This window comes from Minwuia thermotolerans, from assembly GCF_002924445.1.
GTDB lineage: Bacteria > Pseudomonadota > Alphaproteobacteria > Minwuiales > Minwuiaceae > Minwuia > Minwuia thermotolerans.
Genome location: NZ_PIGG01000064.1, coordinates 118,583 through 132,578, shown reverse-complemented (window position 1 = coordinate 132,578; position 13,996 = coordinate 118,583). Strand labels below are relative to the sequence as shown.

The 13,996-nt window shown below is 69.2% G+C and carries 14 protein-coding genes; 6 read left to right on the top strand and 8 right to left on the bottom strand.

The features are described from left to right. Positions 1-9: 9 nt before the first annotated feature. The 4 genes from CWC60_RS17760 (at position 10) to CWC60_RS17745 (ending at position 2,867) form a co-directional block, all read left to right on the top strand. The gene (locus CWC60_RS17760; protein WP_109795252.1) at positions 10-282 is read left to right on the top strand and encodes a cupin domain-containing protein; all 273 of its coding nucleotides are present in this window, start codon (positions 10-12) and stop codon (positions 280-282) included. 6 nt (positions 283-288) lie between these two features. Further along, positions 289-735 carry a MaoC family dehydratase gene (locus CWC60_RS17755; protein ID WP_109795251.1) on the top strand — a complete coding sequence of 149 codons (447 nt, stop codon included), beginning with the start codon at positions 289-291 and terminating at the stop codon, positions 733-735. Between the two features lie 69 nt (positions 736-804). Continuing rightward, entirely contained in the window at positions 805-1,482 is a 678-nt protein-coding gene (locus CWC60_RS17750) for a dienelactone hydrolase family protein (protein WP_109795250.1), read from the top strand. Positions 1,483-1,613: 131 nt separating this feature from the next. Further along, a complete protein-coding gene (locus tag CWC60_RS17745; protein ID WP_125182821.1) occupies positions 1,614-2,867 on the top strand; it encodes an EAL domain-containing protein in 1,254 nt (417 codons plus the stop codon). Here the strand turns inward: CWC60_RS17745 and CWC60_RS17740 are convergent. Then, a complete protein-coding gene (locus CWC60_RS17740; RefSeq protein WP_109795248.1) occupies positions 2,849-3,742 on the bottom strand; it encodes a LysR family transcriptional regulator in 894 nt (297 codons plus the stop codon). The genes CWC60_RS17745 and CWC60_RS17740 overlap by 19 nt on opposite strands. Before the next feature lie 100 nt (positions 3,743-3,842). Here CWC60_RS17740 and CWC60_RS17735 point away from each other — a divergent pair, with 100 nt between their 5' ends. Continuing rightward, the gene (locus CWC60_RS17735) at positions 3,843-4,829 is read left to right on the top strand and encodes an NAD(P)H-binding protein (RefSeq protein WP_109795247.1); all 987 of its coding nucleotides are present in this window, start codon (positions 3,843-3,845) and stop codon (positions 4,827-4,829) included. A gap of 29 nt (positions 4,830-4,858) precedes the next feature. Further along, positions 4,859-6,289: a metalloprotease TldD gene (tldD, locus tag CWC60_RS17730; RefSeq protein ID WP_109795246.1), complete on the top strand. Its 1,431-nt coding sequence runs from the start codon at positions 4,859-4,861 to the stop codon at positions 6,287-6,289. Between the two features lie 19 nt (positions 6,290-6,308). Here tldD and CWC60_RS17725 read toward each other — a convergent pair whose 3' ends face one another. From CWC60_RS17725 to CWC60_RS17695, 7 genes are all read right to left on the bottom strand, one after another. Continuing rightward, positions 6,309-7,916, bottom strand: a complete 1,608-nt coding sequence (locus CWC60_RS17725) for a peptide chain release factor 3 (protein WP_109795245.1) — start codon at positions 7,914-7,916, stop codon at positions 6,309-6,311. 62 nt (positions 7,917-7,978) lie between these two features. Continuing rightward, complete coding sequence (locus tag CWC60_RS17720; protein WP_109795244.1) at positions 7,979-8,602, bottom strand: LysE family translocator; 624 nt, start codon at positions 8,600-8,602, stop codon at positions 7,979-7,981. A 61-nt stretch (positions 8,603-8,663) separates the two neighbouring features. Next, a complete protein-coding gene (locus tag CWC60_RS17715) occupies positions 8,664-8,987 on the bottom strand; it encodes an AtuA-related protein (RefSeq protein WP_164516620.1) in 324 nt (107 codons plus the stop codon). Positions 8,988-9,108: 121 nt separating this feature from the next. Beyond that, positions 9,109-10,437, bottom strand: a complete 1,329-nt coding sequence (locus tag CWC60_RS17710) for an acyclic terpene utilization AtuA family protein (RefSeq protein WP_109795243.1) — start codon at positions 10,435-10,437, stop codon at positions 9,109-9,111. Then, entirely contained in the window at positions 10,434-11,201 is a 768-nt protein-coding gene (locus CWC60_RS17705) for an enoyl-CoA hydratase/isomerase family protein (RefSeq protein ID WP_109795357.1), read from the bottom strand. Before CWC60_RS17705 ends, CWC60_RS17710 begins: the two co-directional genes overlap by 4 nt. A 35-nt stretch (positions 11,202-11,236) precedes the next feature. Further along, positions 11,237-12,655, bottom strand: coding sequence for a pyruvate kinase (gene pyk / locus CWC60_RS17700; RefSeq protein WP_109795242.1), 1,419 nt, complete (start codon positions 12,653-12,655; stop codon positions 11,237-11,239). After that, on the bottom strand, positions 12,645-13,919 hold the full coding sequence (locus tag CWC60_RS17695; RefSeq protein WP_109795241.1) for a glycerate kinase type-2 family protein: 1,275 nt from the start codon (positions 13,917-13,919) through the stop codon (positions 12,645-12,647). The genes pyk and CWC60_RS17695 overlap by 11 nt, the downstream gene beginning before the upstream one ends. Positions 13,920-13,996 lie beyond the last annotated feature (77 nt).

The window sequence follows — 13,996 nt, the reverse complement described above, 5'->3', positions numbered from 1 at the left end:
GAGCACGCGATGGACAGGAATGCATTCGAGGCGGGCCTCGCCCGCGACGGCTTCGACAATGCCGGGGTCAGGGAAATGCCGCCCGGCTGTCACAACGACGCGCATGCCCACGACTTCGAGGTGCGGGCGCTGGTGCTGGAAGGGCATATCACGGTCGCCTGTGCCGACGAGACCCGCGAGTGCGGGCCAGGCGACGTGCTGACCATGGCCGCCGACCGCGAGCACACGGAAGACGTGGGCGCCGACGGCCTGAAATTCATCGTCGGCCGCAAGTACGGCTGACGGATCATGAAAGGCGCGTTCGAGGATATCGAGGTCGGCGAGGCCCGGGAGACGGCGAGACGGACGGTGACGAAGGCGGAGATCCTCGCCTTCGCCGAGGAGTTCGATCCCCAGATCTTCCACCTGGACGAGGAGGCCGCGAAACAGACCGTCTTCCGCGGTCTCTGCGCCAGCGGCTGGCACACGGCCTCGCTGATGATGCGGCTGCAGATGGACGCCTGGAAGTCGGACTACTCCTTGGGCTCGCCGGGGTTCGACGACCTGCGCTGGCTGAAGCCGCTCCGGCCCGGCGACACGATCCACGTCCGCGCCACCTGCATCGACAAGACGCCGTCGCGCTCGAAGCCCGACCGGGGCTCCGCCCGCTGGAAGACCGAGGTGGTCAACCAGAAGGGCGAAGTGGTGCTCGACGCCGAACTGATCGGCATCTACCGCAAGCGCGGCGCCGACTGACACGACCGTTTCGCCGGCGACGGCCAGCCGTTATCATCGCCGGAATCCGGATCGACGCGGGAGGACGACATGGGCCAGTGGATCAAGCTGAAGGCCTCGGACGGCCACGAATTCGACGCCTGGCGGGCCGCGCCCGCCGGCACGCCGAAAGGCGCGGTCGTGGTGATCCAGGAGATCTTCGGCGTCAACGCGCACATCCGGGACGTGGCCGAGGGCTATGCCGCGGAAGGCTACCTGGCCATCGCGCCGGCAATTTACGACCGGATCGAGCCCGGCCTGGAATGCGGTTACACGCCCGAGGAAATCGCCAAGGCCCGCGAATGGCGCGCCGCCTGCGACCTGGACAAGGTGCTGCTGGACATCGAGGCAGCGGTGGACGAGGCGTCGAAGGCGGGCAAGGTGGGCATGGTCGGCTATTGCTGGGGCGGCTCGCTGGTCTACATCTCCTGCTGCCGCATGGGCGACAAGGTGGCGGCCGGCTCGGGCTATTACGGCGGCCAGATCATGCCGCACATCACCGAGGAGGTGAAAGCGCCGCTGATCCTGCACTTCGGCGAGAACGACAAGTCGATCCCGCTGCAGGACGTGCGCAACATCGCCGAGTCCCATCCGGAAGTCGGCGTGCACCTCTACAAGGACACCGGCCACGGCTTCAACTGCGACCACCGGGCCGACTATCACGCCGAGAACGCCCGGGTCGCCAGGGAACTGACGCTGAAGCATTTCGCCGAGCACGTCGACGCCTGACGGCCCCCGCGCCTCGCGTCCATTGCGTGTCGGCGGCGACAGACATCCGATACTGACGTGTGCACGATTCGGTAACCACGGAGCGGGATGATGCTGTTCGCGGGTCGGGGAACGGCGCGGCGAGGCGCGGATTGTCTGAGCACATACATGCCAGGGAGATGGCGGCGAACCAGGTGATCTTCCGCGAGGGAGAAGCCGGCGACGACGCCTACATCCTGGAGAGCGGACGGATCGAGATATCCATGGGCGAGGGCGATGCGCAACGCGTGATCGCCGTGCTGGAGCCGGGCGAGATTTTCGGCGAAATGGCCCTGATCGCCAACGCCCCGCGCTCGGCCACCGCCACCACGATCGAGCCCTGCACGCTGCTGGTGCTGCGCCGCAACCGCCTGATGAAGCCGATCGAGACCGCCGACCCGATCATGCGGCTGACCATCCAGATGATGGTGGAGCGGCTCAACGACGCCTCCCGCTGGAAGGCCGGCCAGCCGCTGATCAGCCAGGGCAGCGAGGCCCAGCGCCGGGCCTTCGCCGAGGTGCGCGAACTGGCGCTGCGGCGCGTGCGCACCGAACGCGAGCTGCGCCGCGCCATCGAGAAGGACGAGCTGGCGCTCCACTACCAGCCGATCGTCGGTATCGCCGACGGCAGTCTGGCCGGCTACGAGGCGCTGATGCGCTGGAACCACCCCGAGCAGGGTTTCGTGCCCCCCGCCCGTTTCATCCCCCTGGCCGAGGAAAGCGGCATGGTGGTGCAGATGGGGCGCTGGGCGCTGGAGCGCGGCCTGCAGGAACATGCCGCGATCGCCGCGGTCTACCGCACCGTCCATCCCGGCCAGCCGCCGCCCTTCATCAGCATCAACGTCTCCGCCGCCCAGTTGCACGATCTTTCGGAAATCGACCGCTTCGCGGGCATCATCGAGGCCGCGGGCGTCGAGCCGGATCAGATCAAGCTGGAGATCACAGAGAGCCTGATGGCCGACGATCCCGAGCATGCCGCGGAGGCCCTCGGGCGACTCAAGGATCTGGGCGTCACGCTGGCCATCGACGATTTCGGCACCGGATACTCCAGCCTAAGCTATCTCCATCGCTTCCCGCTGGACACGCTGAAGATCGACCGCTCCTTCGTCAGCCGCATGGACCACGACATGGCCAGCCGCCTGCTGGTGCGCGCGATCGTCGACCTCGCCGCCGATCTCGGCCTGCAGACCGTGGCCGAGGGCGTCGAGACCGAGGCGGAATACGCCGAGCTTGCCGAACTTGGCTGCGACTTCGGCCAGGGCTATCTCATGGCACGGCCCTGCTCGGCGTCGGACCTGCGCGGTATGCTCGCGCAATCGGGACCGGACTGGCGCGGCTGGAACGCGGCTCAGGCCGCCCCCGCATAGGCGGCCAGTCCGGCGGCGAGATGATCGATCAGCGCGCGCACGGCCGGGCTGTTGCGCAGCCGCTCGTGGGTCGCCAGCCAGATCTCCAGCTCCAGGTCCAGCACGCCGGGCAGCACCGGCTCGAGCTCGGAGTCGCGGGCGGCCAGCGGCGCCTGGCAGCCGCCGATACCGTAGCCTGCACGCAGCATGGCGAGCTGGGCGGTCTCGGAATCGGTGCGGAAGGCGAAGGTCTCGGCGGAGACCGGCACGCCCTTCGCGGCCATCAGCTGCAGGATGCGCGGATTGCGGTCATAGCCGATCAACCGGTGCCCGGCGATGTCGCCGATGCCGGCCGGCAGCCCGTGGCGGGCGATGTAGCTTCGATGCGCGTAGAGACCCAGCCGGACCGTCGCCGCACGCCGCGCGACCACGGCGAGCTGTTCGGGCCGGACGGTCCGGACGGCGACATCCGCCTCCCGCGTCAGCAGGTTAAGCGGCTCGTTGGTCGAGACCAGCTCGATCTCGATGCCGGGATGATCCTCGGCGAAGGCGGTGAGCATGGGCGGCAGGACGGCCTCCGCCATCACCGCCGGGGCCGTCAGCCGTACCGGTCCGGCGATCGCGCTCTCCGAACCGCCCGCCGAGCGCTTCAGCGCCGAGGCGGCGGCAGCCATCGCCTCGGCATGCGGCGCCAGGCGGAGCGCCAGCGGCGTCGGTCTCATGCCGGAGCGGGACCGCGTGAACAGCGCCCCGCCCAGTTCCGCTTCCAACGCGTCGATGTGGCGGCCGACGCTGGGCTGCGAAAGCCCCAGCGCCCGCGCCGCCCCGGAGAGCCCGCCTTCCTTCAGGACCGCGAGAAAGCTCTGCAGGTGATTCCAGTCGAATTCCGCTTTCATACGAAAATGAATAGATAACTCACGAATTCAGTCAATTTCCATTCGTCACAGTCATGCGCATCTTCCCGTCAGGCCTTCGGGAACACGAAAGGAGCGAGCCATGACAAGAACCATCCTGATCATCGGAGCCACCGGCGGCGCGGGCCGCGCCGTGGCCGACGCCGCCCTGGCACGCGGGCATGATGTCCGGGCGCTGCAGCGCCGGCCCGAGGCTGCCGAACTCGACCGCCGCATCGAGATCCGCCGGGGCGACGCGATGAACGCCGCCGATGTGGCCGAGGCAGCACGCGGCGCCGACTTCATCTTCCACGGCGCCAATCCGCCGGGCTACCGGCACTGGGACAGGCTGGTGGAGCCCATGGCCATGAACGCCGCCATGGCGGCGAAGGCCGCCGGCGCGCGGCTGCTGCTGCCGGGCAATGTCTACAATTTCGGCCCCGACCAGTTCCCGCTCATCCACGAGGACGCCCCCCAGAACCCCATCTCGGCCAAGGGCGCGGTGCGCAAGGCGATGGAGCAGGCTGTGAAGGCCAGCGGCGCGCGCGTGACCATCCTGCACGCGGGCGACTATTTCGGCGTGCAGGCGCCGGCGTCCTGGTTCTCCAACGTGATGGCGAAGCCCGGGCGCACGCCCCGGCGCATCTACTGGCCCGGCGACCGGGCGAGCGGTCACGCCTTCGCGTACCTCCCGGACTATGCGGAGGCGTTCATGCGCCTGATCGAACAGGAGGACCGCATGGAAGATGTGGAGGACCTGAATTTCGCCGGTCATTACCTCGACCCGGGCATTCGCCTGGCCGAAATTGCGGCCCACGCCGCCGGCCTCGAGTCGCGGAAGATCAAGGCCTTCCCCTGGTGGGCGGTGCGCCTGGCCGCGCCATTCGTGCCGCTGTGCCGGGAACTGCTGGAAATGCGCTATCTATGGTTCACCGACGTGCGGCTGGACAATACCCGCCTGGAGGCCCTGATCGGGCCGGAGCCGCGCACCGCGATCGACGCGGCGGTCGAGGAAACCATGGGCCGGATGGGCTGCCTTCCGCACGGCGGCACTTGGAGCGCGGCCGAGCCATCCCTATTCTCCGGGTAACGTCTTTCCCGCCTCAGGAGTTTTCCCGCATGTCCGACCTTTCGCAGACCGACGAGCTGTTCTTCGCCCGCGCCGGGCTCGACCGCGCGAAGACCGAACGGCAGGTATCGGAGGCGTTGCAGGGGATGGACGACGGCGAGCTGTATCTGGAGTACAGCCAGTCGGAGATGCTGGCCTTCGATGACGGTCGCCTGCGCAACGCCAGCTTCGACACCGCCCAGGGCTTCGGGTTGCGTTCAGTCGCCGAGGAGGCTCAGGGGTATGCCCATGCCTCGGACCTGTCGGAGGAGGCTATCGGGCGCGCCATCGGCACGGTGCAGGCCGTGCGCCGCGGCCATTCCGGCTCCATGGCCGACGGCCCTGCCGGCACCAACCGCCTGCTCTACGGCGACGAGAACCCCATCGGCTCGCCCAGCTTCGCGGAGAAGGTGAAGCTGCTGCAGGAGATCGACGCCTATGCCCGCGCGAAGGACCAGCGCGTGCAGCAGGTCACCTGTTCCCTTGCCGGCTCCTGGAAGGCGGTGCAGATCATCCGCGCCGATGGCCAGCGCGCCGCCGACATCCGTCCGCTGGTGCGCCTCAACGTCTCCGTCGTCGTCGGCGACGGCGATCGTCAGGAAACAGGTTCCGCGGGCACCGGCGGCCGGACCGGCTTCGAAGCCTATCTGGACCCGGCCCGCTGGCAGGCGGAAGTCGACGAGGCGCTGCGCCAGGCGCTGGTGAATCTGGAAAGCGTCGCCGCCCCGGCCGGCGAGCAGACCGTGGTGCTCGGCCCCGGCTGGCCCGGCATCCTGCTGCACGAGGCCATCGGCCACGGTCTGGAGGGCGACTTCAACCGCAAGAAGAGTTCGGTCTTTTCCGGCCTGATGGGCCAGCGCGTCGCCGCGCCGGGCGTGACGGTGGTCGACGACGGCACCATCGAGGACCGCCGCGGCTCGCTCACCATCGACGACGAAGGCACGCCGTCCAGCCGCACGGTGCTGATCGAGGACGGCATCCTGACCGGCTACATGCAGGACCGCATGAACGCCCGGCTGATGGGCATGAAACCCACCGGCAACGGCCGGCGCGAGAGCTTCGCCCACATGCCCATGCCGCGCATGACCAACACGGTGATGCTGAACGGCGACCGCGATCCGGAGGAAATCCTGCGCAGCGTGAAGAAGGGCGTCTACGCCACCAGCTTCGGCGGCGGCCAGGTCGACATCGTCTCCGGCAAGTTCGTCTTCACCTGCACGGAGGCCTACGAGATCGAAGACGGCCGCATCGGCCGGCCGATCAAGGGCGCGACGCTGATCGGCTCGGGCGAGGAAGTGCTGAAGAAGGTCGCCATGATCGGCAACGACATGGCACTCGATCCCGGCATCGGCACCTGCGGCAAGGCCGGCCAGGGCGTGCCGGTCGGCGTCGGCCAGCCGACCCTGCGCATCGACGGCCTGACGGTCGGCGGCACGGGCTGAACCGGGGCGGCGGCGCCTCTCAGGCGGCTGCTTTCTCGGCCACGCCCGGATCCTTGGTGGCGGTGAAGCGGATCTGCGGCCAGTCCTTCTGGCCCCTGTCCAGGTGCCAGGCGTTGCGCGCCAGGTAGACCGGGTCGCCCTCGTGATCGTCGGCGATGGCGGTGTTGTTGGCGTCGCAGAACTTCTTCAGCTCGGCATGGCTGTCGGCGGAAACCCAGCGCGCGGTATACAGCTCGGCCGGCTCGAAGCGGACCGGGACGTTGTATTCCGAGCTGATCCGCTCCTGCAGCACGTCGAACTGCAGCGCGCCCAGCACCCCGACCACCCAGTCGGCGCCGAAGCGCGGCTTGAAGACGCGCGCCACGCCCTCCTCCGCCAGCTGCTGCAACGCCGCGCCCAGATGCTTGGCGCGCATGGGGTCGGTGGCCCGGACCCGCTGCAGCAGTTCCGGCGCGAAGCTCGGCACGCCTCGGAAACGCAGGTCCTCGCCCTCGGTCAGCGTGTCGCCGATGGAAAGCTGGCCGTGGTTCGGAATGCCGATGATATCGCCCGGCCAGGCTTCCTCGGTGGTGGCGCGGTCGCCGGCCAGGAACATCACCGGGTTGGAGACGGCGAGCGACTTGCCCGTGCGCACGTGCTTCAGCCGCTGGCCGCGTTTGAAATGGCCCGAGACCATGCGCACGAAGGCGACGCGGTCGCGGTGCTTGGGGTCCATGTTCGCCTGAATCTTGAAGACGAAGCCGGAGACCTTGTCCTCCTCGGGCTGGACCATGCGGACGTCCGATTGCAGCGGGCGCGGCGGCGGCGCGAAGGCGCCCAGCGCGTCCAGCAGGTCCTGCACGCCGAAGGCGTTCAGCGCGCTGCCGAAGAAGACCGGTGTCATGGTGCCGTCGCGATAGGCCTGGCGGTCGAAGGCCGGGCAGAGACCGCGCGCCATCTCTGCGGTCTCGCGCAGTTCCGCCGCCGGAGCCTCGCCCAGCAGCCGGTCGAGCTGCGCGTCCTCCAGGCCCTTCACCTCGGCGATGCGGTCGCCCTGCTTGTCCTTGGTGCGCTCCATAAGCACCAGCCGGTCGCCCATCAGGTCGTAACAGCCCTGGAAATCGCGGCCCATGCCGATCGGCCAGTTGGCCGGCGTGACGTCGAGGGCAAGATCCTGCTCGATCTCGTCCATCAGCTCGAAGGGATCGCGCGCCTCCCGGTCCATCTTGTTGATGAACGTGATGATGGGCACGTCGCGCAGGCGGCAGACCTCGAACAGCTTGCGCGTCTGGGGCTCGATGCCGCGCGCGGCGTCGATCACCATCACCGCCGAGTCGACGGCCGTCAGTACGCGGTAGGTGTCCTCGGAAAAGTCCTCGTGGCCCGGCGTGTCCAGCAGGTTGAAGGCGTGGCCGCCATAGTCGAAGGTCATCACCGAGGCGGAGACCGAGATGCCGCGCTCACGCTCCATCTTCATCCAGTCGGAGCGGGTGCGCCGCTGCTCGCCGCGCGCGCGGACGGCGCCCGCGGCCTGGATCGCGCCGCCGAACAGCAGCAGCTTCTCGGTCAGCGTCGTCTTGCCCGCGTCCGGGTGGGAAATGATGGCGAAGGTCCGCCGCCGGGCGGTCTCGGTCTGGATGGTGGTCATGGCGGGGGACATAGTGGATTTCGGCCCGCGCGGGAAGTGCGGCGATACTTTACCGCCGCGCCCTACGCCCTTCGCACCGCTGCCGTCAGCAGCCCCGCGCCGATCAGGAAGCCGCCGCCGATGCGGTTGACCAGGCGCATGGTCGCGGGCCGTCGGAAGCGGGAGCGGAGCGTCCCCGCCGCCATGGCCCAGAGTGCGACATTGACCCCGGCGAGGATGACGAAAGTCGCCTCCAGCACGACGAACTGCATGAGCACCGGCGCGGCCGGGTCGACGAACTGCGGCACGAAGGCAACGAAGAAGACGATGCCCTTCGGGTTGAGCGCCGTGACGACGAAGCTCTGCAGGAAGACCGACCGCATGCTGGCCGGAGCGATGCTCTGTTCAAGCACCGCCGGATCGGGCTTCGACCGCCACAGCTTCACGCCGAGCCAGATCAGATAGGCGGCGCCCGCGAGCTTCAATACGGTGAACAGGGTCGCCGAGGCCGCCAGCACCGCGCCCGCCCCGGCCAGCGAGACCGTCATCGCGGTGAAATCGCCCAGCATGGTGCCCGGCACGGTGCCGAGCGCGGTCCGCCGGCCGCCGTTCAACGCGTGCGAGACCGCCAGCATGACCGTCGGTCCCGGCACGGCGAGCAACGCCGCGCTGGCGAGGACGAAGGCGATCCAGAGTTCGAGGGGCATGGGCGGGGCTCCGTTGATGCGGTCATCCGACTGAATGCAGATGCCGGCGCGGGCCGCAAGCCTATTGATCCACCTCGATCTCGAGCGCGAGCAGGATCGCGCTCCAGCTCTTGCCGTGGCCGTCAAGGTTCAGCGAGCCGTTGACGCCGCCGTCCAGCGCGCCTTCGAGAACGAAGTTCAGGCCGTGCAGGTGAGGCAGTTCGTAACGCGTGACGCGTCCCTTCACCTGAGCGCCGAAATGGGCCTTCACCGCCTCGGCGGTGACCTGGCCGCGGACCAGTCCCCAGTCGGCGGGGTCGAACACCCAGAGCGAGATGTTGGAGGTGTCGCCCTTGTCGCCCGCGCGGGCGTGAGCGATCTCGCGCAGTTCGATCCGGCGGGTCATCGGGTCCGCACCGGGATGGCAAATGACACGGCGTCCTGGGGCTCGACCCCAGGACCCAGTCTTTGTGTTCGCTGGACCCTTGGATCAAGTCCAGGGGCGCCGGGAAAGAATTGCGGGACGCTCACCCGAACACCTCCACGCGCGTGGGCACGTCGGAGCGCGGCAGGAAGGCGTCGTGGGTGACGACCGACGGCGTGACCCGCCCGCGGAAGCCGCCGCCGCCCGCCGGGCCGCAGCAGAGCAGCGATTCAACCTCCCAGAGCAGCATTTCCGCCCGTTCGCGCTCGCGGAAGCGGCCGGCAACGCGGAGACGCACATCGGTCCCCTCGGGCGCGACGCCATGGTCGTGATGCCGGTGCAGTGACTGCACCCCGATCAGGTCGAGGCGCAGTTCCTCGGTGAAGCCGTGCACGCGGCGGAGCCGTTCCTCCGCCACCTCGCCGGCCAGCCGGGCCCGGCCGGCGGCGCCGCGGCCGGCATAGGAGACCTCACCCTCGGCCAGGAAGCCGCCGTCGAAGGCGACGGTGACCTTCAGCGTCTCCGGCCGGGCGGTTCCGTCCGCGCCGGAGAGCGCCACAACGTCGCCGCCCCGGTCATCGAGATGCACGCCCGAGAAGTCGGCGGTCACGTCCGGCGTCAGGTAGCGCCCCGGGTCATGGACCTCGTAGAGAAGCTGTTCCCTGACGGTCGCCGCCGTGACCATGCCGCCCGCGTCCGGCAGCTTGGTCAGTTCGAACGTGCCGTCGGCGGCGACCTCGGCCAGCGGGTAGCCGACCCGGGCGAGGCCGGGCACCTCCTTGTGGCCGGGATCGGCGAAATAGCCGCCCGTGACCTGGGCGCCGCATTCCAGCAGGTGCCCGACCAGGGTGCCTGCGCCCAACAGCGGCCAGTCGTCCGCCGCCCAGCCGAAGCTGTGGCGCAGCACCGAGAGGAACAGCGCCGGATCGGCGATGCGCCCACCGATCACCAGCGAGACGCCGGCTTCCAGCGCCGGCAGCAGGGCGTCGGAACCGAGATAGGCGTTGGCGCCGAACAGTTCCCGGTCAACGTCGGCGACGCTCAGCCGGCCGCCGTCCAGCGGCGTCTCCGGCCCGATCAGCGCGGTGACATCATCGCCCAGCACCGCGGCGGTGCGGCCGCCGTCGACGCCAAGCGCCATGGCGACCTCGGCCGCGCGGCGCGGATTGGCGACGCCCATGTTGGTGACGATGGTGCAGCCGCCAGCGATGCAGAGCGGCCAGACGGCCTTCAGCCGGGCTTCGAGCTGCGGGTTGAAACCCTTCGCCGGATCCAGCCTGCGGTCGCGATGGCCGAAGGCCAGCGTCCGCTCGCCCACGCATTCGAAGACCAGCGCATCGAGCCGGCCGTCACGGGCGAGATCGACGGCGCCGTCCAGCCGGTCGGCGGAGAACCCCGCGCCGCAGCCGATCCGGACGGCGCCCCCGGTCACTTCGCGAAGTCGTCGCGCGCGGCCCGCGCCGCCGAGAGCCCCCCGGCGAGCCAGCTCTGGTCGGCATCGGCATAGCTTGCGGTCTTGTTCAGCGCATTGGCGGTGTTGTTGACCGCCTCCTTGACCATGCGCACGGCGACGGCCGGCATGGAGGCGGCGCGCTCGGCCAGTTCGATCGCCTTGTCCTTCGCCTTGCCGTCCTCGGCGACCTCGTCGACCAGGCCCCAGTCGAGCGCCTGATCCGACTGCATCCGCTCGCAGAGGATGATGATGCGCTTGGCCCGGGCCGGCCCCACCAGGCGCGTCAGCCGCGGCTGCGCGTTCCACTGCAGGTTCAGGCCGATCTTGATCTCGGGCACGTAGAAGTAGCAGGACTTGCCCATCACCCGCCAATCCATCGCCAGCGGCAGGGCGAGGCCGGCGCCGACGGCGAGGCCTTCCATCGCCGCGACCGTGATCTGCGGCATAGTCTCCCAGGCGTCGCACATCTTGCCGCCGAGGAAGAAGCGGTCGCGGATCTGCACGTCCGTCATCCCCTCGGTCTGCCACATCTCCGTGTCCGTCAGGTCTGCGCCGGACGAGAAGTACTTGTCGTTGCCGGCGAGCACGACCGCCTGCGTCTCCTGATCGTCATGGAAGCTCTTCGCCACCTCGGTCATTTCCCGGATCAGCGGCGGGTTGAAGGCGTTGAGCTTCTCGCCCCGGTCCATGGTGACGACCGCGACCGGTCCCCGTTTCTCGATCTCGCAGAATTTCCAGCCCATCATTTCCTCCCCAGGTGAATGGCTACGCGCCCTGTCTAACCTTCCACCCAGGCGATGCGAAGGATATTCGTCGCCCCCGGCGTCCCGAAGGGCACGCCCGCCGTGATCACCAGGCGCTGGCCGGATTCGGCCAGTTTCTCCCGCTTCGCGATGCGGCAGGCGCGGTCGACCATGTCGGCGAAATCGCGCGCGTCCTCCGTCAGGACCGGCCTGACGCCCCAGGCCAGCGCCAGCCGCCGGGAGGTCTCCAGCCTGGGCGTCAGGCAGAGGATCGGCTTGGCCGGGCGTTCCCGGGCAGCGCGGAACGAGGTCGAGCCGGATGTGGTGTAGGTGACGATGGCCGCGGCATTGACGGTCTCCGCGACCTGGCGGGCGGCGGCGGTGATGGCGTCGGCGGCGGTCGCCTCCGGCACTGCGCGGTCGGCCTCCATCATGGTGCGGTAGTGGACGTCGTTCTCGGTCGCCTGGATGACGTCGTTCATCGTGGTGACCGCCTCGACGGGGAACTCGCCCACCGCCGTCTCGGCTGACAGCATCACCGCATCGGCGCCGTCATAGACGGCGGTCGCGACGTCGGAAACCTCGGCCCGGGTCGGAAACGGGCTGCTGATCATGGATTCGAGCATCTGGGTCGCCACCACCACGGTCTTGCCAGCGGCCCGGGCCTGGCGCACCAGAGACTTCTGGAGCACCGGCACACGCTCCACCGGCGTTTCCACGCCCAGGTCGCCGCGCGCGATCATGACGCCGTCGGAGAGGTCGAGGATTTCCTGAAAGTGCTCGACGGCCGACGGCTTCTCAATCTTGGCCATGACCAGGGCCTGCCCGCCGGCCAGCTTGCGCGCCTCGGCCACATCCTCGGGACGTTGCACGAAGCTCAGCGCCAGCCAGTCGACGCCCAGTGAGATCGCGAACTCCAGGTCCCTGCGGTCCTTGTCCGACAGCGCCGCCAGGGGCAACACGACGTCAGGCACGTTGACGCCCTTGTGGTTGGAGAGCTTCGAGCCCTGCAGCACCTCGGTTTCGGCCGACTTGCCATCGCAGTCCAGCACCTTCAGCCGCACCCGGCCGTCGTCCAGCAGCAGGTGCGATCCCTTCTCCAGCACCTTGAAGATCTCGGGATGGGGAAGCTGCACCCGCTTTTCGTCGCCCTTGGCCTCATCCAGATCGAGACGCAGCTTGCGGCCGCGCTTCAGCTCGATGCCATCATGCTGGAACTCGCCGATCCTGAGCTTGGGCCCCTGCAGGTCAGCCAGGATGCCGATGGGATGACCCCGCGCCTCCTCCAGCGCGCGCACGACGCGGTGCCGCCGCCGATGATCGGCATGGCTGCCATGGCTGAAATTGAAGCGGAAGACATCAACGCCGGCGTCGAACAGGCTGGCGATGCGCGCCGCCGTCGAGGTGCCGGGCCCCAGCGTGGCGAGGATCTTGGTCTGGCGGTTACGGTGCATGGAACTTTCCCGCTCTTGAACGAATGATGATCGCACGGAAGTCGTTGACGTTGGTGAATGTCGGGCCGGTTGCGACAAGATCGCCCAGCCGTTCGAAGGCCCGGTGCGTGTCGTTGTCCGCCAGCGCCCGGCCGAGATCGATTCCGGCTTCCCGCGCCCGGAACCGGGTCGACGGATCGACGATCGCTCCGGCGGCTTCGCCGGCCCCGTCTACGCCGTCGGTATCGGCGGCGAGCGCGCTTATCCCGCCTGCGCCATCCAGCGCCAGGGCCAGCGCCATGGCGTATTCACGGTTCGGGCCGCCGAGCCCCTCGGCGTTCCGCACCGTGACCGTCAGCTCGCCGCCCGAGAGGATGAGGCTGTCGCCCGGTTCGTGCTGAAGTCTGCGCGCCATGTCGGCGTGGCCGGGGGCGACGTCGCGGGCTTCCCCTTCCAGCGTGTCACCCAGATCGATCACCCGCAGCCCTTCGGCTTCGGCCAGCGCCTTCGCGGCATCCAGAGCATCGCGGGGCCGCGCGATCAGGCGGTAGTCGGTCAGTGGGAAGACGCCATCGGGCGCGTCGGACGACGCCTCGAGATGACGGCGCACCTCGGCTGGCGCCTCTATCCCGTATTTCGCCAGCACCGCCAGCGCATCGGCCGGGGAGGTCGGGTCGGGTACGGTGGGTCCCGACGCGATCACCGCCGGATCGTCGCCGACCACGTCCGAGATCGCCAGGGTGACGACCTTCGCCGGCGCCGCGGCGCGGGCCAGACCGCCGCCCTTGATGGCCGAAAGCCGGCGGCGGACGGTGTTGATCTCCCCGATCGGGGCGCCGCAGCGGAGCAGCTCCCGCGTGACCTGCTGCTTGGCCGCCAGGCTGACGCCTTCCACCGGGCAGGTCAGCAAGGCGGAACCGCCGCCGGACAGCAGGCAGATGACCTGGTCCTCGGGGCCCAGGCCGGTGACCAGATCGAGTATCTCGCGCGCCGCCGTCAGACCCCGCTCGTCCGGGACCGGATGTGCGGCTTCGACCACCCGGATATGGCGGGTCGGGCGGGCGTAGCCGTCGCGGGTGACAACCAGTCCCTCCACGTCGCCGTGCCATGCGGCCTCGAATGCCTCCGCCATGGCGCCCGCGGCCTTGCCCGCGCCCACGACCACGGTCCGTCCGTCCCCCGGCGATGGCAGGTGACCGCCAAGGCAGTTCGCCGGCCGCGCACGATCGACCGCAGCCTCGAACAGCCTCAGCAGACAGGCCCTGTCCACTTCCCTGGCACCCATGCGAACTTCCCACCGTACTCTGCACCCGTTGCGCGCAGCACCATAGGAACTCGCACTGGCCTCCGCCACGGCGAAGG